This window comes from Virgibacillus necropolis (assembly GCF_002224365.1).
GTDB lineage: Bacteria > Bacillota > Bacilli > Bacillales > Amphibacillaceae > Virgibacillus_F > Virgibacillus_F necropolis.
Window position 1 is genome coordinate 3,489,989 of record NZ_CP022437.1, and the last position, 21,458, is coordinate 3,511,446.

Sequence of the window (21,458 nt, forward strand, 5' to 3'; positions counted from 1 at the left end):
ATCTCCTAATCTTCATTTCATTCTATTATATAGGAAAAAAACAAAAAAATGAACGTAAATTTGGTAATTAATGTCGAAATATAGGACATTTTTATTTGTGTTTTCTGTTTCTTTTTGAACTAGAATGTATTATGAAGAAATCACTGCATATAGTCACCTATTTTCAGACTCTAGCTTTCGCTTCGCTTCCAGATACGAATGTATCAATTAATTTACAGAAAGCGGAGCAATTTTAACACCTATGCCTTCAAGCCTTTCTTTAATAATTCTAATCATGTCTAACGCGGTTGGTGTGTCACCATGCACACAAATTGACTCTCCATCAACCTCTATTTCCTCTCCATTAATTGTAGTGATCTTTTTTTCCGTCACCATTTTTATAACTCTTTTCGCGACTTTTTCGGGATCACTAATAACAGCACCTTCGTACTTTCTAGACACTAAGGAAATGTCATCATTATATGCCCTGTCAGCAAACAACTCTAAAACAAACGGTAAGCCCTTGTCTTTTGCAACAAGATGTAATTGTGAATTAGGCTTAACTAAAATAGGTAAATTTTTATCAACTGCACGTATAGCATCTACTATGTTTACCGCCATTTCTTTATTTTTGTCTGCCATATTATTCATATTACCATGTGGTTTCACATGTCGTAATTCAACATCGTGTTTCTGACAAAACATGTAAAGAGCTCCAATTTGATAGATAATAGAATTCATCAAATCTTCCCTACCTACATCGATATTACGACGTCCGAATCCATGCAGGTCAAGGAAACCCGGGTGTGCTCCAACACCTACACCATATTTTTTTGCCATGGCCACTGTATGGTTCATTATATTATGATCTCCTCCGTGAAACCCGCACGCAATATTCACTGAGGAAATTAATTTAATAACGTCATCGTCATATCCAAGCTTGTAAACCCCAAAACTTTCACCCATATCGCAATTCAAATCAATTGTTGTTCTCAATCTTCACCCTCCTTGTTTTAACTATAGGAATGCATTTTTAGTACAGAAAATTTTCTTTCTCTTTCCTTTAATAATCTATGTGCTTCTTCCACTGTGACTTTTTCAAACGTTATATGATCACCCGGCTTAACCTGTGCCGTTTTTGGTAGATCTACGCTAATTACCCCCCCTATTTTTGTATACCCCCCTATGCTTTGCCTTCCTACTAAAAAGATAATTGGTTGACCATTTTTAGGAACTTGAATTGCTCCAAAAAAAATCCCTTCAGATACAATATCAGCTCCCTTAGTATGGTTTAGTATTGGTCCTTCAAGACGACAACCCATTCGATCTAGATCCTTTGTCACCTTATATTTTGAAGAAAAAAAGGTGTCTATCGCTTCCTGTTCAAATGCTTCTTCTTGAGGGCCAAGTATAACTCTTAGATTTACTGAATTGGTGTAAGAAGGAATTAATTCCTTAGGAAGACGACGTTTAATTATTCGGAAATTATTTGTTGGTTGCTTCCCTACTTGAATTACATCTCCCTTTTTTAAGGGTCTCCCATCTATTCCACCTATTTTGCCGACTGTATCGGTGGATCTGCTTCCCAATACTTTTGGAACATAAATTCCACCAGCAACCCCTAAATATGCCCGGCAACCAGAATTACATCCAGTAAACCGGATTATATCCCCCTCGTTTACCTTTATAGTCTTCCACGACTGAACGGGTGAACCATTTATTGTAAAATTCAAATCGCCCCCTGTGACTACAATAAATCCATTTTTTAGTGTTAATAATTTCAATCCCATTAATGTCACTTCTAATACCGCGGAAGATTCGGGGTTCCCAACTAAAATATTTGCTAATCTATGGGAATAATGATCAGCTGACCCAGACACGGCCAACCCATATTTTTGGTAACCTGATCTTCCAAGATCCTGAATAGTTGTAAATAATCCGGGATTTAATACTTCAAAAATAGTAACCCCCCCTTTTTCTAGAAGAACTTTACTTAATTTTAATTTCATTTATCGTTGGCTTATAGGTCCCCTTCATCACCTGTTCTTTAATCCCATTAAATTCATTAATATCAATATTGTTAAACCTAACATTGTCCCCAGATTTAAACAGAAATGGTTGATCCGATTTAGCATCGTACAGTTGGATCGGTGTTTGACCTATTAATCTCCATCCACCAGGACTCTCAACCGGATAAATTCCAGTTTGATTATTTGCTATTCCTACACTTCCCGGTGGAATTGAAATACGGGGACTTTCCAAACGGGGTGTTGCAATTTCAGGTGACATTCCACCAAGAAATGGGTAGCCTGGTGTAAATCCTATAAAATATACTAAATAATTAGCACTGGAATGAATATCAATCACTTCTTCTATTGATAAATTGTTATAACTTGACACACTTTCTATATCAGGACCATGTTCCCCCCCGTAAAGAACAGGTATCTCTATGTGCCTGCTAGTGTGGTTTTCACCATTCTCAGCTTCTCCTTTTAATCCTTCAAGCTTTGTTATAGCTTCTTTAAAAGATAACTCCAAAGGATTGTATTCTATGAGTATAGACCGATATCCAATAATAGTTTCATTAAAGTGTTTTTCAGAATCAGATTCAATTAAATTAGACAAATTTGTTAGAATAGCATTTGTTTCTTTATTAATTTCAAGATCAAATTCCATTAGTATTGATGAGTCACCTGCACTCCTATATTTGATGTTCGTTTTAATCACCCCTTAAATCATGAATAGTGGATTGGTGTATGAAGTGCCTATCTTCGCTTGTTTAAAAAATGAGTCACCCGTGTTAGTTTTTCATTTGATTAGAATTTGGTTCAATAGAAGAATAGAAAACATCCTTTCCTTGGTTGGTATAGTTACGCATAGATGTTTTTTAATACGTTTAAATACAGCCTTGATAGTTTACTAGGTATTTAAAAAATCGTAGTTTCAATGACTAGAATGTTTTCCTCAACTAGTCAAACCAAGCTCAACTTAAAACAAATATGGATTATATTTTTGTAATATAATCCATGTTTATTACCGAGAGAGTCCATCTTTAAGAAATCAATCAAACATTAACGGGCGTGCTATCTTATTGATAGCGGCACCGTCAACCACTAATGACTGACCACTGACATACACTGACTCATCAGAGGCAAAGAATAAACAAGCATTTGCGATATCTTCCACTGTTCCAATTCGACCCATTGGCTGAAAATCGAGCGCCTGTTCATATGCTTTATCGGGATCAGGCAAGCTGGAAAATGTCTGGCGTTCAAGCGGTGTATCAACCATGCTTGGGCAAACTGCATTCACTCTTATTTTATGCGGACCTTCGTCCAAAGCCATCTGTCTTGTTAAGGCAAGCAGACCTCCTTTGGCAGCTGGATATGACGCAAAGCGAGTAATTGTTTTATCCGCATGCCACGAACCGATATTGATAACCGAGCCGCCACCGCGCTTGGTGATTTCTGGCAGTGTATATTTTGAACAAAGAAACGGACCTGTTAAATTAACACCGATGACCTTTTGCCATTCTTCAAGCGATGTATCTACTACAGATTTACGAACAGCAATCGCAGCATTATTTACCAAAATATCAATACCATCAAAATGTTTTACCGCTACTTGAACCATTTCTTTTACACTTTGTTCGTCGCTAACATCCGTTTTTACAAAGACCGCCTCGACTCCAGAAGACATTAAATCATCTGAAACCTTTGATCCGGTTTCTTCATTAATTTCGGCAATAACAATTTTTGCGCCTTCCCGGCCAAATGTTTTTGCAATTTCTTCACCAATACCCTGACCTGATCCGGTCACAATCGCTACTTTGTCTTTTAATCTCATCATTTCCTCAACCTTTCTTAAAATTTTTATGTTTGTATGTAATAGGGGTATTCAAAAGTAATAAAAGAATTCAGAGTCAATCTTTAAAAATATTCGTTAAGTCAACACGAAAACCATTAAGGAATTTGGAAGTAATTTCTCCTATATCTGTTTTCATGTCATGCTGTTCAAACATTGTTTCATCATTTAATGCGTATACCGTTATCGTGTTTAGCATTGGATTCACAATCCAATACTCCTTGACACCATAATTCATATAAAGATTTAGCTTCGTAATCAAATCATGCGATTGGTTAGAGGGGCTTAAAATTTCTACAACTAGATTTGGAACGCATCTGTAAAACCGCTTTCATCACAAATGATGCTAATATCTGGTATAACAATTTTTGTACCTTCTATCATCTCGTCTTTCAATTCAATGTCATATGGCGCTGGTAATACCTCACAAGACTTTCCATCAAGGAAATTTCCAAATTTAATCTGCAATTTGCTGGATATACGTTGATGCTTTGTCGATGGTGATGGTGACATGTAAACAGTCCCGTCGATATATTCCAGTAATGCATCGCTATTTTCACGAATTTGAAAGTACTCATCAATTGAAATAGAATCATTACGATAGTGATTCATTTCATTACCCCCTCTCTAAAATCGTTAGCCTTATATTACCATGCTTTCCACAAAAAAGGAGGAAATGATACTAAACCAACCATAAATTCCACTGTCTTGAGTAAGAATTATTTTATGAATGGTTCTTTAGCGTGGACATATCTGAAGTCAACTTTGAAGCAAAGTTCCTTACAATTGTTGTATTACTCTTTATTGATTTCAATCTTCATTGCCTTGATGTAGCGCTTTTCCCTTTCTCCTAGATCATAAACTAGCATTCATACTCTAGCGTATTCAACAATATTAAAATTTTCTTGCATTTAAACCAAAGAATTTATATAATAATAAAAAGTCAATATCGTAGCAATGAAAAAGGCGGAGTACAATTGTCCAGAGAGCTTGGGGTTGATATGAACAAATATCAACGTTAATTGGAACTGGACTTTGGGGCTAGTCGAGAATTTAAAGTGATCTGACTGTCTAACAGTAAAATCACTAATAAAACTAGCCCGGACCAATGCTTTCATAATACTAAGCTTCCTTATCATCAAGATCCATTGCTAGATAACTACAAGCAACATGCCCCACTGATTTTGCTGCAACTAAAATCGCATCCTCGTCAATATCGAATTTTGGGTGGTGATTAAAATAAGGCTCTTCTACACCTTTGGGAGTGCAGCCAATAAAGAAATAAGAACCAGGAATTTTCTCCAGATAGTATGCAAAATCATCTGATGGTGCCATCCTAGGAAATTCTTTAACCTCCGTAATGTCTTTATCCTTAACCCCTTTCAACACATCTGCGACAAATGCAGTCAATTCAGGATCATTATATAACGTTGGATAATCAGGTGTATATGTAAGTTCGCAGGTTACACCAAATAATTCTTCTAATCCGTTTACCAACCGGTGAAACTCTTTATCGATAACCGCTTGCGTTTCATCATTTGAGTAACGTATATCACCTTCAAGTTCAATACTGTCTTTAATAACGTTAAAACTACCTTTTCCATCAAATGAACCGACCGTTACTACACCAGCAGCAAGCGGGTCTACCCTACGACTAATAACCGTTTGCACTGTGGTAACAAAATAGGAACCTGCAACAATAGCGTCATTCGCTTTATGAGGGGATGATCCATGCCCACCACTTGCCTGAATCCGCAATTTAAAATAGGTACGTCCATTAAAAGAATACCCACTGTGATAACCTACTGTTCCTGTTTGCGCCATTGGCAAAACATGAATACCAAAAATTGCTTCTAAGTCATCAAGTTTCCCTGAATCCACAATGCTTTTTGCACCACCAGGAGGTTGCTCCTCTGCATGTTGGTGAATAACTTTAATGGTTCCTGTGATTTTATCCTTTAATTGAATGAGACAGTCGGCCAAAATTAACAAATATGCTGTATGGGCATCATGTCCACAGGCATGCATCACACCTTCATTGCTTGATTTAAACGAAACATTCGCTTCTTCTTTGATTGGCAAAGCATCAAAATCAGCACGTAGACCAATTGTTTTACCTGGTGATGCCCCTTTTATCGTTACAATAATTCCATGTCCGTTTCCTACGTTCGTTTCTACGTCAACATCTTTCCCTTTGTAAAAATCGGCAATATATGCTGCTGTTTTTTCCTCTTTAAAAGAAAGCTCGGGATGTTCATGTAAGTAGCGGCGAATTTCAATCATTTCATCTTCCCGTTCTTCTAGCATTTGCATTAGTTCGTTTCTCATTAAAAAAGACTCCTTTTAGTTTGAACAGTCACTGTAGATATTTTTTAATAAATTCACCTATAACCTAATGATAGCATTCCCGATTGAAATGCAGTGTAACCTATATTAACAAACAAAAGCGGTTACTTATAAATCGGTTAAAATGACGTATTCTTACAATACTAGTGATTTGGGTTAGCTCCTCGGAGCGGTTTTTCTTACTTTAACGACCGTCTTATTTCACTATTTAAATTCTGGAATTATTAAACAAGCGAAAGGAATTTTCTCGCAAGGAAAGGTATCACTATTTTAATCTGAAAAAGGGCTATGAAGGAGAGGTTCTATTTGATGAATTAACAGAAAAACTTCAATGTGAATGTCTCATATTAAATGATTTGTTACTAGAAGTAAATAATACTTACTTCCAAATTGATTCCCTCATTATTATGCAGAGAAAATTTCACCTTTATGAAGTAAAAAACTATGAAGGTGACTTTTATTACGAATCTGATAAGCTGTACAAGAAACCTAAAATGGAAGTTATTAATCCACTGCACCAATTAAGCAGATGCGAATCCTTACTACGTCAATTACTCCACAGTCATGGATTCAACCCTCAAATTGTTGCTTCGGTTGTTTTTATTAACCCCCAATTCACCTTATACCAAGCCCCTATAGATAAACCAATTATTTTTCCAACCCAATTAATTCAGCACATGGAAAACGTAAATGAAATAACTTCAAAATTAACGGAAAAACATAAAAAAGTCGCGGATCAATTATTATCGTTGAATATCACCGATTCACCACATAAAAAAATACCTCCCTATTATTATGACAAGCTGCAAAAGGGGGTTACCTGTCCACAATGCCATTCATTTGCAATAACTGTTGCAAAAAGAATATGTATTTGTAACGATTGCGGGTCTAAAGAATCGGTTACAAACGCTGTATTAAGAACTGTTAATGAATTTCAGATCCTATTCCCTAACGAAAAAATTACGACCAACATCATTCATGATTGGTGCCAAGTAGTACAGTCCATACAAAGGATTAGAAAGATTCTAGTCAGTAATTTTAAAATTGTAGGTGCTCATCAGTGGGCATACTATATATAAATCGTATCCTTTAGTCCTTCACAATTTTGTTGAAGGGCTATTTTTCATTTCGACCTTCATTACCTTGATGAAGCTCTCTTCCCTTGCTTCTCAATCCTATTTTAATCTTCATTGCCTAAATTCAAGTTTTCTTCTTGCATTTCAACCAAAGGATTTATATAATAATAAAAGTCAATACCATAGCAATGAAAAAGGCGTAGTACAATTACCCGATGATTTTTAGAGAGCTTGTGGTTGGTGCGAACAAGTATCAAGGTATATTGGAATTGGGCTTTGGAGCTAGTCAGAAATTTAAAGTGATCTAACTGTCTAACAGTAAGATAATTAGGGTGGCACCGCGGTTCATTCGTCCCTTGTATGGGGATTAGTGGGCTTTTTTTAATGTGCTACATTCCTTTAACAAATATATTGATGGAGGAAACAACATGAAAACAATATTTTCGGGTATTCAACCGAGCGGTACATTAACAATCGGAAATTACATTGGGGCAATGAAGCATTTTGTTCAATTGCAACATGAGCACAATTGCTATTTCTGTATTGTTGATGAACATGCAATCACAGTGCCTCAAGATCGACTAGAGCTACGCAACAATATTCGGTCTCTTGCCGCATTATATCTTGCTGCGGGCATTGACTACGAGAAAGCGACCTTGTTCATCCAATCCGAGGTGCCCGCACACACGCAGTTAGGTTGGATCTTACAATCAATCAGCTACACCGGAGAGCTTGAGAGAATGACGCAATTTAAGGATAAATCAAAGGGCAAAGAAACTGTATCGGCTGCACTCTTAACCTATCCCCCATTAATGGCAGCGGATATTTTACTATACAATACCGATATTGTACCTGTTGGGGACGATCAAAAACAACATCTTGAACTTTCTAGAAACCTGGCTCAACGTTTTAATAACCGATTTAATGACATTTTTACTGTTCCAGATATTAGTACACCTGAAGTTGGAGCGCGTATTATGTCGTTACAAGAGCCAACAAAGAAAATGAGTAAATCAGATGAAAATGAAAAGTCATTCATTTCGATGCTTGATGAACCAAAGAAAATTGAGAAAAAAATTAAAAGTGCTGTTACAGATTCAGAAGGTATAGTAAAATTCGACAAAGAAAATAAACCAGGTATCTCGAACCTGATGACCATACTTGCTAGTTGTACGGATAAATCAATCAAGGAAATAGAAGCAGAATTTAAGGGTAAGGGTTATGGTGATTTTAAAGCAGCTGTTGCTAAGGCAGTCATTGATGTATTAGCTCCAATACAGGAACGCTACCATGAACTCCTTAATTCAGAAAAACTAGATGACATATTGGATAATGGTGCAGACCGTGCAGCAAGTGTCGCAAATAAAACCTTAGCAAAAGCTAAGAAGGCTGTTGGTCTCGGTCGCGTAAGGAAAAAGTAAAAGAAGCCAGTACGGAATTTTATCTATTCCGTACTGGCTCTTTGATTGTTTTGAGATTCTGAAATAAAGAATTGTAGATATCAGCGCGCACCCACAATATCAACACTCTTCCCAAGATCAACTATCACAACACAATGCTAATTCTGTTTTGATGGTTTTCCTTCTTGTACTTGTTCAAGTTCCCATAATCTTTCGAGAAATGGCTGACCTTTGATTAACTTTCTGCATAAATTCTCATGTTCTGTGCTCCAGCCTTGTTTCACACCGTCATAGAGAACCTGCCATACTTTTCTTGGATCCATAAAACGAATATACCCGTATTTTTTTGGGTCCCATTCTGTCAGCCAATAGCGTAACTCTTCATGGTTATTGGTGGTCTGTAATTGATCAAGTGCCATCATTAACAAATGCTTTAGCTGGCGTTCTCTTCGAGTCAATCCATAAATTAAATCTGGTTCCATAGAAAGAATGTGATACTCTTTTTCTTTCATTTTTTCATCTAACTTAAAGTTTTGTGGCTTTATACCTGCAATCATGTCAAATACTTGTTGTTCCTGTCTTGGGATTAATCTACTTTTTCGAATTGGGATTTCATAGCCGACTGTATCAAAAGCAATGATATCATTTCCATCTGTTACGACACATGCATAATCTAACACGATACGTTCTTGTCCTTTTCGAATATACGCACGTTTACATATAAGGTCTAGTAAAGCTTTCGGGAGGTCATGCATATTATTCTCAATGTACCTGAATAGATCTGTATTTATGTATAGTAATGGCACTTGGTCTAACAATTCAATTCCGTCCTCTTTACGCCATTCATGGAAAAAACAAACACTGTAACCATTCTCTTCGCCTTCGAACCAGTTAACCCAAACATCATGTAAATATAACATTGAAAAACCTCACTTTGTATGCTACCTTTTAAAATACATTATGACCAGGATGCTTGAAAAGTATTCGATTGTTTCGTACATTTTTCCTATTTGTAAGGATAGCTATATAAAGCAATTATCATTAAAATAAAACCAATTGGTAAAAAGTAACACTCCGGTCTTCCCTTAATATAACTAAAGAAATCCGTCCAGGCTAACCCTGCCGGTATAAAATTCATATAGGTAATAACAACAACCCCACCCGCAACAGCTAGTCCAAATCCCAGTAAAAATAAAAAGATTCTAAACATCATCTTTTTCCCCACCTATACTTGTCCATTTTTTCTATACTATATGTGAAACTACTATAAAAAATGAATAATAGAACAAGATAGAGTTAATTTATCGCAGTTTGATTTATGGACGTAAAAAAAGGCCACCCATTCGAGGTTAGCCTTTTACTAGTTTCTATTCGTATTTTTTAAAGATTAATGATGCATTGTGGCCGCCAAATCCAAGTGAATTACTCATTACAACATTTACTTTTTGTCTTCTTGCTTCATTTGGAACATAATCCAAGTCACATTCTTCATCGGGTGTTTCATAGTTTATTGTTGGTGGGATTATGTCATCTGTAATTGATTTAACGGCTATTACAGATTCTATTCCCCCTGCTGCTCCTAGTAGATGGCCTGTCATTGATTTTGTTGATGAGATAGCAAGCTTAGTTGCGTGATTTCCAAACACATCTTTAATTGCCATCGTTTCAAACTTATCGTTTAAATCTGTACTCGTACCATGAGCATTAATATAATCTACATCTGTCGGCTCCATACCAGCATCATTAATTGCTTGTTGCATCGCACGTGCTGCTCCGTCACCGGCTGGTGCTGGTGCAGTGATATGATGGGCGTCCCCAGTAGAACCATACCCAACAATTTCGCCGTATATATGTGCACCGCGTTCTAATGCAGATTCTAAAGATTCAAGAATTAATATTCCAGCTCCTTCACCCATGACAAATCCATCACGGTTTTTGTCAAATGGACGGCTTGCTGTTTTAGGATCTGGATTTGATGATAATGCTTTCATGGAAGAAAATCCTGCAAACGCCATATTCGTAATTGGCGCTTCTGTACCGCCCGTAATCATGTAGTCAGCGCCACCACGCTGAATAACCATGAACGCGTCACCAATCGAGTTTGCCCCTGATGCACATGCCGTTACCGTACAAGAATTAATTCCTTTTGCACCCAATTGAATCGAAACTTGACCAGCAGCCATGTCAGGGATTAACATAGGAACAAAAAATGGACTTACACGCTTATAGCCGCGTTCCAAAAATTTATTATGCTGTTCTTCGTAGGTATCCATTCCACCAATACCTGAACCAATCCATACTCCTACTCGTTCGGCAATCGAATCGGTTATTTCAAGTTTTGCATCTTCAACAGCCATTCGCGATGCTGCAACTGCATATTGCGTGAACCGATCCATTTTACGTGCATCTTTTTTATCCATATATAAAGTTGGATCATAGTCTTTTAGTTCCCCTGCTACTTTGGCTGGGAAGTCATCCTTATTTACTCTAGTAACTGTATCAATACCTGATTTACCTTCTACAATACTATTCCACATGCTAGATACATCATTACCAACTGGGCTAATAGCACCTAATCCGGTTATTACTACTCTTCTTTCTTCCATTACATACTCCTCCTATTACACGTACATTCTAAGTTATTTTCCAAAGCGTAATGCAACTGCACCCCATGTTAGACCGCCACCGAATCCAACCATTACGATTAAATCATCATCTTTTATCTTACCAGCTTTAACTTCTTCTGATAACGCAATTGGTATTGAAGCTGAAGATGTATTACCATATTTTTTTATTGAAGTTGCCATTTTATCCTCTGAGATACCTAACCGTTCACGGGCAGCATTCATAATACGAATGTTGGCCTGATGCGGAATCAAGTAATCAACGTCCTCTTTAGTATAACCTATTTTCTCTATCACATTTATAGACGATTCTGGCATTTGCCTTACAGCAAACTTGAATACTTCACGACCATTCATAACAAGGTGATCATTTTCATCTTGATATAAATGTTTTCCACCAGATCCGTCAGATCCGAGTTCAAACGATAAAATCCCCTTGCCTTCTGAAACCTCTCCGATAATTGCTGCTCCTGCCCCATCACCAAATAGGACACATGTATTCCTGTCTTCCCAATTGGTAATTTTGGATAACTTCTCTACACCAACAACCAGTGCATTTTTGTATGTTTTTGTTTCAAGAAATTGTTTTGCAGTTATTAATCCATACATAAAACCAGAACAAGCTGCACCAATATCCATTGAAGCGGCAGTTCCTACACCTAGCCTATCCTGCAAAAGATTCGCTACAGAAGGAAAAGGGGAATCTGGCGTCACAGTTGCTACTACTATTAAATCGATTTCCTCAGGATTAATATTTGCTTCTTCAATAGCTTGTTGTGCCGCAAAAAAAGCCATATCAGAAGTATCTATATCGTCTCCGGCAATACGTCTTTCTTCAATTCCTGTTCTCGTTCTAATCCATTCATCACTTGTATCGACTATCTTTTCCATATCTTTATTTGTAACAACATTAGTTGGAACATAATGACCTGTACCTAATATGCCAACATTCATCTTGCCATCCCCTTATTAAAGTTTTATTATCAATTATTATGACTTGGTACTAATTTTAATGCATAAATGGTTGAGTTGCAAGCACGAAAACCCAGGTGTTTCCATTGCCAGACAAGTGTGGACCCTTGAAAAGTCCCCTACCCTAACAACTATTCATTCGGCAATAGCGCTGTTTTCTTATATTTTTTAATGATTTCTTCTATTTTATCTTGATAGTCTTCTGGTACGACTGGACTAAATGTACCAAGTGAAATTACATCATCTTGAAAATCAAAAACCAAAATACCACCATCAAGTTCGTCTTTATTAAATTTTTTTGCAGCTAATGTATAGAGCTTGTCTACTTGTTGAACAGTACTAGTTAAAACAGTTTCTTCATCAATATAAGATTGATCAGAAACATATCCGATTGCATATAATCCATCTTTCCTTGCTTGTTTAATAACGTCGATACTGTACGAATCACCTGTTGGGTAAAAAACATCAACATTCTGCTCTTTCATTCTTTTATACATACTAATTGCGGTATCCTTGTCCGCCCAATCCTTTACATAATCTATATGTACCTTAACCTCAGGGTTCTCATATTTTGCACCTTCATAGAAGCCCTCTATTTCGGGTTGCCATTCATATGCTGCAACAATTCCAATCTGATCTGTTTCGGTCATTTTTCCAGCTACCATACCGCCGAAGAAACCCATAGCATGAGAATTGAAATTTAAACTTGTAACATTTTTAGCATGATAACCACCATTAAAATAGATGAACTGTACATCAGGATAGGACTTGGAAATGTTTACAAAATATTTACCATAAATGTTACTATGTCCAAAAATTAAATTAACGCCATTACTTACTAATTCATCTACAGATTCTGTAACTTCTTGCTGGGTCTTAATACCCTCTTTATAATAAACATTGACATCATATTTTTTCTCTATTGCCTGCAAGCCTTCATAGCCCTTTTGTCCCCAAACCTGATCATCAATCGTGCCTTCTGTCAACATGCCTACATTTTGAATTTGTCCAGTGTCGATGTACTCGTTACACCCTGAAAGTACTAGAAAGATTGATATAAGAAAGATTATGGCGTATAATTTCTTCAACATTTGCACTCCAATCCATATAAATCATTTCTACAAAAGTTTACTGATACGCTAATTGTATCGCTTAAATAGCTAGCAGTAAACGAATTCTATTTTTACGTTTTTATTACATTTTATATTTTTTTATTTTTTCGTAGTGTTTAATAAGATTAGATATCTGTTTATCTATAGGTCTATTTCCCCTTATGAACAACTGTTTTTCAGGTCCCTCCTCTGTTACTTCCACATTTTTCTTTTTTGTTAACGAAATTAGATTAGGTAAATCGGATACCTTCATCCACTGCATAAAACATTCCATAAAATCATCAATGTATATTGCCTCATCTTTGAATCGGGCAGAATCAAATGGTATATACTGATTATCAACATATACGCCCTTTTGATCCATAGGCATCCATTCACCAAAGAGTAATGGTAATTGGATATTAATGAAATTAGGCTTATCTATATCTTTTCCAAAATTATATGTTTTTACTGTTTGAATAGAATAAGTTTTATTTTCAGATAGCAGGACGGTATCTGTATATTCCTTATCCTTGATCTGATCCTCATTCTTGTATAAAGAAAACGAACTGTTTCTTCCTAGCATGAAGGATAATTCTTCTTCCCTTTCTGAAGTTAGCTCTGCTAAACCATCAACTATATAGTCATTTTCGATTAATCGATTAACAATATGAAACCCAATCCAATGGAAACAATTTGTTACACATATTGTCATATATACCATCCTTCTCACCTTATTTTTAGTAATAACACTTTTCATCTGATCTAGTATTTGATAAACTATATAGAGAATGTAAAAAAATGAGGTGTTATCTATGCGGTTCATCTGGACATTTATTTGGTCGTTATTTATAAGCGGTGTTCTTTCTTATATTTTAACTAGTATGGGTGGAACTACATTTAATCTTATGCACACACTAGTGCTTGCTATTATCGTTTCAGTAGCAGTATTCATTTTGTCTGAAGGAGTACTTAAAGGCGATAGCGAAGCATAAGTGCTATATTACCCCAAATATAAACTTATTCTTACATAAACCCTTGCCTATATAAAATTGGCAAGGGTTTTGTTGTTTAGTTACTTGTCTGTCAAGCGAAGGCTTCCTGAGCTTTGTACGTCGAACAGTCGCCTCCGCTTTTCTTATTAATACCAAGGTAAAATGCTTAGTGCTGTTAGTGCAGCTAGTGGTAGGATAAGTCTGTTGAACCTTCTTGGCCTGCCATATCCATACCCGTATCCGTAGCCAGGGTATCCATAACCAAATTGACGTTCTTCATCACGTGACGGCTTATGATTGGGTTGATCGTTTGGAACTGCAATATATACATATTCATCATCAAGCCCAGTAATAATACCATCATGCTTTTTTCCGTCGCTTGTTTCAGCAAGCACATAAGCATGCATATGTTTTTTGCATAAATCGTATATATGTTGGTGATCGTAATGTCTATTCATTTTCATCCTCCTCACCATCTAGACTATTCAATTAGTTACTTATACGTGATAAAAGTTTAGTAATAAATATACATATAATATGGAGGGATTCATCTTGGAAGGCATTACAGAATTTTGGCTATTGATAAAATACCTACTATTAGGTTTAGTACAAGGATTTACAGAACCAATTCCGATTTCTTCAAGTGGTCATTTAGTAATTTTACAGGAGCTATTTGGAATAGAAATTGAGGGATTATCTTTTGAGATTTTAGTTAACTTCGGTTCATTAATTGCGGTCTTGGTCATTTATTGGAAAGACATTATACGGTTAATTCGAAACGGTTTAAATTATATGATGACAAAGGATCCCGATTCAAAAGGTGATTTTCAATTCATCCTTTATCTAATTATTGCAACGATACCAACTGGAATTCTGGGACTTTTATTTGAGGATTATATTAGTTCGAAGCTAAGCACAGTAGCAGTTGTCGGGGTAACCTTATTACTAACTGGTCTTGCACTTTGGATTATTCGAAACATAAGAGGTAGAAAGAATGATGGGGATCTAAAGGTAAAAGACGCGATAATTGTTGGACTAGCACAATCGGTTGCTTTGATTCCAGGTATTAGCCGCTCTGGAGCTACGATTGTCGCAGCTATGCTTGTTGGAATGAAAGCAGAAACAGCACTACGTTTTTCTTTCTTACTTTACATTCCGGTAAGTCTCGGTATTACCATGTTATCTATTGGTGATATTTTAGGTGATGAAAATATTAATGCTTTAGCTATCCCCTATGTATTGGCATTTGCAGCTTCTATCATTGCCACTTATTTTTCCTTGAAGTGGTTCATGAACATAATGGCACACGGAAACTTAAAGTACTTTTCATTTTACTGTTTTATCGTAGGTATCCTTGTCATTCTTTTTTTATAGATGCATATAGAACCTCCATTATGTTTAATTTTAGACAATAGATGGGAAAAGGAATAATAGCTTATCAGTGGAGGTATTCAAATGCCAACTATTAAAGATGAAAAGAATTTCCTTGATATACAGATGGGGACATACGAGGTCTCCTTCAATAAAAAATATCGGTTCATTGCGTTGATGAATGACTTTACTCTAGGATTAGAATTTTTAATCGGAAGTGTGTTATTTTTATTTGAATCAACCCAAACGGCTGGTACCATTCTGTTTATCATCGGAAGTGCACAATTAGTTGCACGACCGATCATAAAAATTATGCACGCCTTTTTCTTTTCTCGAATTTCTAATAAAACAATGGATAAAAAAATTTCTAGCGAAGATTAACGCTAGAATTTTTTCATCTCATTAATGCGAGTTCAAAAAGTCGCCAGTTACCCCCCACTAACTGGTGGAATAAAAGCAACAGTATCTCCACTTTTAATGATGGTTTCTTCTTCTGCATATTCTTCATTGACCGCAGTCATTGCATGGTCGATGTTTTCTAAATTATAGTCGCTTAAAAAATTTGTTTTCAAACTCTTCACTGTGATCCCATCCGCCTCGATCGTTATTTTTCCCTTACCTACCGCTTCTTGTAACTCCGCAAAAAACAACACATCAATCATTCTGCATATCCTCCTTTTTCGGCATGCTTTTTTCATACGAGATGTTTTCTTTTTGGTCACCAATCCAAAGAGTACCGTTTTCCCAATGTTCCTTTTTCCAAATAGGAACAATTTCTTTAATTCGTTCGATCGCATATCTGCTTGCTTCAAATGCATCATTTCGATGGGGAGTTGAAACAGCAATTACTACCGCGATATCTGATATTTCTAAGCGACCAATCCTGTGAGCGATCGATGTCTCGGTATTTTCCCATTTGCTTGCGATTTCCTCACCAATTTGGGCTAGTTTTTTTTCTGCCATTGAAGCATAGGCCTGATATTCTAAATATACTGTACGTTTTCCTTTTGTAAACTCACGTACTGTACCGATGAACGTATTGATAGCACCTGCTTCAGCACGGGTTACCTTTGATATACATTCATTCACATCGATTATTTGGTCAGTAATCCAAAACTGTTTGTCCATTCTAACACCTTCACTTGTCTGTTATGTATGATGCTAATTTGGTGATATTTTGATCTAAATTATTTAGATCAAAAGTTGGGTAACCTATATCAATCATAAGTGCACTATCTAAAGTTCCTACCGCAATTATATTGGAAAGTTCATCTAAAAGCGATAGGTCTTCGCGATTTTTCACTAATACAATCTTCGGGTAATCCGCTCGTTTGTAGCCTTCTACAAGCAATAAATCAATTGGAAGCATTGTGTACATTTTGATTAGCTCATCAATTTCGAGATTATGAAACGTAAGCTGGGTTATTGACTCTCCTTGCACCCCACTAATTAATGAGCCTGCTTCAAATTGTGACGCACTGTCTGTACCTTTAGGTAAATTAACATCCCCACCATGCCCATGATGTTTCAACGTTCCAACCTTTACCTTTGTTTCTGAAAAATATTGAATTAGTTGCTTCATAAGCGTTGTTTTACCTGAATTTTTATAGCCCACGACTTGAACAATATTTAGCATATCTATTGATTCCCTCATTTTTCTAGAAATAAGAAAAGGGTCGATCCACATTATATGAATCAACCCTTATTTAACAACCGATCAATCAGGAATTCCAAGTGCAATTTTTGCATAACGAGACATTTTATCTTTGCCCCATGGTGGATCCCAGACAATCTCAACATTGAGTTCTTTTATTTCTGGAATGTCCTCAAGCGCATGACGTATATCCTGTTCGATATGTGCAGCAAGTGGACAACCCATTGATGTTAGTGTCATCTGAACAGTGCATAGACCGTTATCGTCCATATCTACATTATATATTAAGCCAAGATTCACGATGTCAATTCCAAGCTCAGGGTCAATTACGTTTTCAAGTGCACCAATCATATTGTCTTTTAAAGCTTCTTCCATGACTCAAACCTCCCTCACTATTCCTATGTATTATTTAAACATATTTTAACCTTTTTTTAAATGGAATAGCTTATAAATAATGATCAAACCATTCTACTGTTTTTAAAATAGCGGTTCTACTTACTTTGTGGCCTTGATTAGGTTGATTTAAAAATTGAATGTCATCTTTATTTTGATAAAGTTCACGCGCTTTTTCATAAAATGTAAATGAATGATCGAATGGTACAACAGCGTCATCTTCGCCATGCCAGAAAAACAATGGTCTGTTATTCAATTTATCCACTTGCTCCGACAAATCGTATTGTTTTAGCGATTCAAATAAATAATTGATCATTTCATCGGTAACAGGTAAATCCCCCATCTTTTTAAAACTGCTTACTAGGGTTTTTGCATAGGTTGTAATTTTTGGTGAACCCATCAGGACGCAAGCTACCTTAATCCATGGATATTGTGTTAGCGCTGCTGATGTTGTTATTCCTCCCATGCTAGTTCCAGCAATCCCAAAGCGATCATCTAATATCAATTTCTCTTGTTGTAAGCTTTCATAAATTTCCTTTGTTTCATGAACATTTTGCATGACGATATCCCAAAACGAAATTTGTTTTTTCTTTGCTGGCGTATCAAGTTCACGCTCACCATGATATTCACTATCCGGTAATACAACACGAAACCCTTTTTCTGCCAACAAATATGCTAGTGGTAAATTATGTTCTTTTGCACTTGTAAAGCCGTGATGGTATAAAACAACAGGTAATGCCTGATTTTCTTTACTTGCTTCTACTATAACTAATGCTGGAATATTGTTAAATTTTCTATTACTGACCCCAATCATCGTACAATTCTCCTCATTTTGTGTATTTATTTCAATTTATCTCATCATAGTCCTGATATAGTATAATTTGCAAGTATCATACAATATAATGCTTTACATAACCTCGCATCCCTTATAAACTAAGGTAATACGAGGTGAAGCTTATGGAAACTAAACGGCATTTAATAGCATTAGACCTAGATGGAACGCTATTAACGGACAAAAAGGAAATAAGTGAACGAACAAAGAAAACAGTTCACAAAGCGATAGAGGCTGGACATGTTGTTGTAATTGCGACCGGGCGACCACACCGCGCAAGTATTAATTACTATCATAACTTAGGTTTAGATACACCAATGGTAAACTTTAACGGCGCGTTAATCCATCATCCAACAGATGATAAGTGGGATGCACTACATAACCCTATGCCTATTCGTACCGCACATAAAATTATTGATGCTTGTTACGAGCTTAATGTACACAACATCTTAGCTGAAGTAAAAGATGAAGTATTCCTTGATCAGTACAGTGAAAAAATCATCGACATCTTTCAATCAACACAAAATGACCCGCCATTTACCATTGGCAGTCTGAAAAATGAATTAAAGGAAGACCCAACATCATTACTTATCCATCCAAAAGAAGAAAACATAAAAGAAATTCGTGCCCATCTAGATGATTTTCATGCTGAGTTAATCGAGCATCGTAAATGGGGCGCACCATGGAATATCATTGAAATCGTAAAAAAAGGCATGAACAAAGCTGTTGGGCTGCAAAAGTTGTCTCATTATTATGACATACCCGAAGAACGAATTATTGCATTTGGGGATGAAGATAATGATTTGGAAATGATTGATTATGCTGGAGTTGGTGTAGCGATGGGAAATGCAATTGAGGAATTGAAAGCTGTTGCTAAGCATGTTACAGAATCAAATGAAGAAGATGGTATTGGTATTTTTCTCGAAAGTTATTTAAAATTATAGAGGTTTTTCAAAAAGTCATCAAATGATAAACGGCGAATTTCTTCGTTGCGAAGTTTTGAACACGTATTAAAGGTTAAATCATGCTAATTTTTTCTGTTATTTTCCATCAATATAAAAATGAAAACGGTCCATACTAGTTAGTGAGCGCAACGAAGCGTTCACTTTCTTATTTTGTTGGGGGGATTTACTTTGAGCAAACAAAGCAAATCAAAACGTTTTACTCATCAAGGTGCAACTTCTGTCAAACAGCACGCCGAACGTTTTCCTTATAAATCACGCTTTAGTGATGCAGAACGAAAAAAAGAGGAAGCGGACGACCACACAGTAGGAGGGTTTTAGATGCAAAACAATTTATTTCAACAAGCCAAACAAGCCGTCTCAAGCTTAACTAATATGCAAGGTACTGCTAGCACTCAAGAAAAGCAAGCAGCACACAATGCTATTCAATCTGCATATGCTGATTGTTCTCCTGAAGAAAAACAACAGCTGCAACAATTAGAACAGCAGCTTAAGACGAAAAACCAATCAAGCTAATCACCAGGATTTTGAGATCCAATCCGTTTAAACGGTTGTATACGATTTCTCCTTAATTGTTTATATTATTTCAGAAATTAATGCAGACGTACCTCCACCTTTTCCGGGTGGGGGTTTTTATGATAAAATAAACCTAAGTAACGATTTCTAGGAGGGCTAATGAATGGGAGTAAGGGCTGAAGCTACACCGAATCCAAATGCAATGAAATTTACTACAGACAAGCTGATTTTTGAGGGAACGAGTAGTGTCTCCGTTAAGCCAGGTGACACAAGTGAACACGAAATATTAAATGATTTAATGCAACTCGAAGGTGTCGATAATGTTTTTGGTTATCAGAATTTCATTACTGTGAATAAACAGTTTGACGCAGAATGGGACAGCCTATCCCCTCGCGTTCAAGAAGTATTTGAAAAACGCGGGTACTAGGTACATATTTTTGTTTGCATAAACAGTATGTAGGATTAAAAAGTGTCATGAAAAAACCGCTCCAATTGGAAGCGGTTTTTCTAATTGCTATCTCTTCTAAAGAAACCGAATATGCCTGTTGTTTGAACAATGTTGGTAAAGGCATTTGGATCAATTTCACTAATAATTTTTTCTAAATCATACAATTCATATCTTGTTATGACAAGATACATCATGTTTTTATCCTCTTTTGTGTAAGCACCTTTTGCGGGAATTATTGTTATACCGCGTACCATTTTATTATGAATAGCACGTTGCAATTCATCCGCCTTGTGCGTAATAATCATGGCTGTAACTTTTTCATGACGTGTATGAATAGCATCAATCACATATGTTGTAACATACAAGGTTAACATGGTATAAAGTGCATTTTCAGGCTCATAAAGGATACCAGCCATTGCAATGATCACTGCATTTAATAGTAGAAAATAAGTTCCAATTGGTTTATCCTTCATTCGTGATAGCACCATTGCTACGATGTCCATACCGCCTGTAGATGCACCAAGCTTTAGTGTAATACCTACACCTATCCCACCGATAACACCACCAAATACAGCGTTCAGTATAATGTCTTGGGACAATTCAATAACTGGTAGAATGGTTAGAAATAGTGTAGTAAAAATAACGGATATAATACTATAGACAGTAAAGCCTTTTCCAACTTTAAACCACCCGAAAACAGCAACTGGGATATTAAGAATAAATAATAGTACACCAGTACCTATCCCAATTCCGAGCACATCACGAAACACACTTGACATGAGCTGTGCCGCACCTGTAAATCCACTTGCATATACATTAGCTCCAATTAGAAAAAAGTTTAATGAAATAGCATTTAATAATGAACCAAATATAACGATTAGTATACGTTTTGCTTCGAATAAAAACATGGGTTACCTCCTAATCCAGTTGTTGTT

At 36.2% G+C, this 21,458-nt stretch carries 27 protein-coding genes, 1 pseudogene and 1 other annotated feature; of the genes and pseudogenes, 9 read left to right on the forward strand and 19 right to left on the reverse strand.

Features of this window, described 5'->3' with window-relative positions; translation table 11 throughout:
• Positions 1-207 precede the first annotated feature (207 nt).
• The 6 genes and pseudogenes from CFK40_RS16585 to CFK40_RS16610 all read right to left on the reverse strand — a co-directional run bounded on the left by CFK40_RS16585 (position 208) and on the right by CFK40_RS16610 (position 6,171).
• Positions 208-975, reverse strand: a complete 768-nt coding sequence (locus tag CFK40_RS16585) for a LamB/YcsF family protein (protein WP_089533515.1) — start codon at positions 973-975, stop codon at positions 208-210.
• A 17-nt stretch (positions 976-992) separates the two neighbouring features.
• Positions 993-1,988, reverse strand: coding sequence for a 5-oxoprolinase subunit C family protein (locus CFK40_RS16590; RefSeq protein WP_089533516.1), 996 nt, complete (start codon positions 1,986-1,988; stop codon positions 993-995).
• Positions 1,969-2,655, reverse strand: coding sequence for a 5-oxoprolinase subunit PxpB (pxpB, locus tag CFK40_RS16595; RefSeq protein WP_264371373.1), 687 nt, complete (start codon positions 2,653-2,655; stop codon positions 1,969-1,971). The genes CFK40_RS16590 and pxpB overlap by 20 nt, the downstream gene beginning before the upstream one ends.
• A 384-nt stretch (positions 2,656-3,039) precedes the next feature.
• Positions 3,040-3,828 (reverse strand): SDR family NAD(P)-dependent oxidoreductase, encoded by a 789-nt coding sequence (locus CFK40_RS16600; protein WP_227001807.1) that lies wholly within the window; start codon positions 3,826-3,828, stop codon positions 3,040-3,042.
• A 73-nt stretch (positions 3,829-3,901) separates the two neighbouring features.
• Positions 3,902-4,455, reverse strand: a pseudogene (locus CFK40_RS21830) (Uma2 family endonuclease).
• Between the two features lie 510 nt (positions 4,456-4,965).
• Positions 4,966-6,171 (reverse strand): amidohydrolase, encoded by a 1,206-nt coding sequence (locus CFK40_RS16610; protein ID WP_089533518.1) that lies wholly within the window; start codon positions 6,169-6,171, stop codon positions 4,966-4,968.
• A 293-nt stretch (positions 6,172-6,464) separates the two neighbouring features.
• On the opposite strand from CFK40_RS16610, the gene CFK40_RS16615 reads away from it, so the two are divergent.
• Both CFK40_RS16615 and trpS read left to right on the forward strand, forming a co-directional pair.
• Positions 6,465-7,268: a nuclease-related domain-containing protein gene (locus CFK40_RS16615; protein ID WP_319418059.1), complete on the forward strand. Its 804-nt coding sequence runs from the start codon at positions 6,465-6,467 to the stop codon at positions 7,266-7,268.
• Between the two features lie 176 nt (positions 7,269-7,444).
• Positions 7,445-7,625, forward strand: a binding site (T-box leader).
• A gap of 68 nt (positions 7,626-7,693) precedes the next feature.
• A complete protein-coding gene (gene trpS, locus CFK40_RS16620) occupies positions 7,694-8,686 on the forward strand; it encodes a tryptophan--tRNA ligase (protein WP_089533520.1) in 993 nt (330 codons plus the stop codon).
• A gap of 137 nt (positions 8,687-8,823) precedes the next feature.
• Here the strand turns inward: trpS and CFK40_RS16625 are convergent, their stop codons facing one another.
• The 6 genes from CFK40_RS16625 to CFK40_RS16650 form a co-directional block, all read right to left on the reverse strand.
• On the reverse strand, positions 8,824-9,585 hold the full coding sequence (locus CFK40_RS16625; RefSeq protein WP_089533521.1) for a YjbA family protein: 762 nt from the start codon (positions 9,583-9,585) through the stop codon (positions 8,824-8,826).
• Between the two features lie 86 nt (positions 9,586-9,671).
• The gene (locus CFK40_RS16630; protein WP_319418007.1) at positions 9,672-9,878 is read right to left on the reverse strand and encodes a YuzI family membrane protein; all 207 of its coding nucleotides are present in this window, start codon (positions 9,876-9,878) and stop codon (positions 9,672-9,674) included.
• A gap of 154 nt (positions 9,879-10,032) precedes the next feature.
• On the reverse strand, positions 10,033-11,271 hold the full coding sequence (gene fabF, locus CFK40_RS16635; RefSeq protein ID WP_089533522.1) for a beta-ketoacyl-ACP synthase II: 1,239 nt from the start codon (positions 11,269-11,271) through the stop codon (positions 10,033-10,035).
• A 33-nt stretch (positions 11,272-11,304) separates the two neighbouring features.
• A complete protein-coding gene (locus CFK40_RS16640; RefSeq protein ID WP_089533523.1) occupies positions 11,305-12,243 on the reverse strand; it encodes a beta-ketoacyl-ACP synthase III in 939 nt (312 codons plus the stop codon).
• A 149-nt stretch (positions 12,244-12,392) separates the two neighbouring features.
• The gene (locus CFK40_RS16645; RefSeq protein ID WP_089533524.1) at positions 12,393-13,352 is read right to left on the reverse strand and encodes a BMP family ABC transporter substrate-binding protein; all 960 of its coding nucleotides are present in this window, start codon (positions 13,350-13,352) and stop codon (positions 12,393-12,395) included.
• A 103-nt stretch (positions 13,353-13,455) separates the two neighbouring features.
• On the reverse strand, positions 13,456-14,067 hold the full coding sequence (locus CFK40_RS16650; RefSeq protein WP_089533525.1) for a hypothetical protein: 612 nt from the start codon (positions 14,065-14,067) through the stop codon (positions 13,456-13,458).
• A gap of 100 nt (positions 14,068-14,167) precedes the next feature.
• On the opposite strand from CFK40_RS16650, the gene CFK40_RS16655 reads away from it, so the two are divergent.
• Entirely contained in the window at positions 14,168-14,347 is a 180-nt protein-coding gene (locus tag CFK40_RS16655; protein WP_089533526.1) for a DUF2929 family protein, read from the forward strand.
• A 146-nt stretch (positions 14,348-14,493) separates the two neighbouring features.
• Here the strand turns inward: CFK40_RS16655 and CFK40_RS16660 are convergent, their stop codons facing one another.
• Complete coding sequence (locus tag CFK40_RS16660) at positions 14,494-14,805, reverse strand: hypothetical protein (RefSeq protein WP_405196558.1); 312 nt, start codon at positions 14,803-14,805, stop codon at positions 14,494-14,496.
• Positions 14,806-14,908: 103 nt separating this feature from the next.
• On the opposite strand from CFK40_RS16660, the gene CFK40_RS16665 reads away from it, so the two are divergent.
• Positions 14,909-15,721, forward strand: a complete 813-nt coding sequence (locus CFK40_RS16665; RefSeq protein WP_089534429.1) for an undecaprenyl-diphosphate phosphatase — start codon at positions 14,909-14,911, stop codon at positions 15,719-15,721.
• Positions 15,722-15,802: 81 nt separating this feature from the next.
• Positions 15,803-16,099, forward strand: a complete 297-nt coding sequence (locus CFK40_RS16670) for a YrhK family protein (protein ID WP_089533528.1) — start codon at positions 15,803-15,805, stop codon at positions 16,097-16,099.
• Between the two features lie 47 nt (positions 16,100-16,146).
• Here CFK40_RS16670 and moaD read toward each other — a convergent pair whose 3' ends face one another.
• The 5 genes from moaD to yjfP all read right to left on the reverse strand — a co-directional run bounded on the left by moaD (position 16,147) and on the right by yjfP (position 18,579).
• The gene (moaD, locus tag CFK40_RS16675; RefSeq protein WP_089533529.1) at positions 16,147-16,380 is read right to left on the reverse strand and encodes a molybdopterin converting factor subunit 1; all 234 of its coding nucleotides are present in this window, start codon (positions 16,378-16,380) and stop codon (positions 16,147-16,149) included.
• Positions 16,373-16,846, reverse strand: coding sequence for a molybdenum cofactor biosynthesis protein MoaE (locus CFK40_RS16680; protein ID WP_089533530.1), 474 nt, complete (start codon positions 16,844-16,846; stop codon positions 16,373-16,375). The genes moaD and CFK40_RS16680 overlap by 8 nt, the downstream gene beginning before the upstream one ends.
• A 10-nt stretch (positions 16,847-16,856) precedes the next feature.
• A complete protein-coding gene (gene mobB, locus CFK40_RS16685) occupies positions 16,857-17,354 on the reverse strand; it encodes a molybdopterin-guanine dinucleotide biosynthesis protein B (protein WP_161493897.1) in 498 nt (165 codons plus the stop codon).
• 81 nt (positions 17,355-17,435) lie between these two features.
• Positions 17,436-17,747, reverse strand: coding sequence for a metal-sulfur cluster assembly factor (locus CFK40_RS16690; protein ID WP_089533532.1), 312 nt, complete (start codon positions 17,745-17,747; stop codon positions 17,436-17,438).
• 70 nt (positions 17,748-17,817) lie between these two features.
• The gene (gene yjfP, locus CFK40_RS16695; RefSeq protein ID WP_089533533.1) at positions 17,818-18,579 is read right to left on the reverse strand and encodes an esterase; all 762 of its coding nucleotides are present in this window, start codon (positions 18,577-18,579) and stop codon (positions 17,818-17,820) included.
• A 143-nt stretch (positions 18,580-18,722) separates the two neighbouring features.
• Here yjfP and CFK40_RS16700 point away from each other — a divergent pair, with 143 nt between their 5' ends.
• The 4 genes from CFK40_RS16700 (at position 18,723) to CFK40_RS16710 (ending at position 20,502) form a co-directional block, all read left to right on the forward strand.
• Complete coding sequence (locus CFK40_RS16700; protein ID WP_089533534.1) at positions 18,723-19,541, forward strand: Cof-type HAD-IIB family hydrolase; 819 nt, start codon at positions 18,723-18,725, stop codon at positions 19,539-19,541.
• Between the two features lie 189 nt (positions 19,542-19,730).
• A complete protein-coding gene (locus CFK40_RS21150) occupies positions 19,731-19,880 on the forward strand; it encodes a hypothetical protein (RefSeq protein ID WP_168927239.1) in 150 nt (49 codons plus the stop codon).
• Positions 19,881-20,075, forward strand: a complete 195-nt coding sequence (locus tag CFK40_RS16705; RefSeq protein ID WP_089533535.1) for a DUF3813 family protein — start codon at positions 19,881-19,883, stop codon at positions 20,073-20,075.
• 163 nt (positions 20,076-20,238) lie between these two features.
• Positions 20,239-20,502 carry a NifU N-terminal domain-containing protein gene (locus tag CFK40_RS16710; protein WP_089533536.1) on the forward strand — a complete coding sequence of 88 codons (264 nt, stop codon included), beginning with the start codon at positions 20,239-20,241 and terminating at the stop codon, positions 20,500-20,502.
• 80 nt (positions 20,503-20,582) lie between these two features.
• Here the strand turns inward: CFK40_RS16710 and CFK40_RS16715 are convergent, their stop codons facing one another.
• The gene (locus tag CFK40_RS16715; RefSeq protein WP_089533537.1) at positions 20,583-21,431 is read right to left on the reverse strand and encodes a YitT family protein; all 849 of its coding nucleotides are present in this window, start codon (positions 21,429-21,431) and stop codon (positions 20,583-20,585) included.
• Positions 21,432-21,458 lie beyond the last annotated feature (27 nt).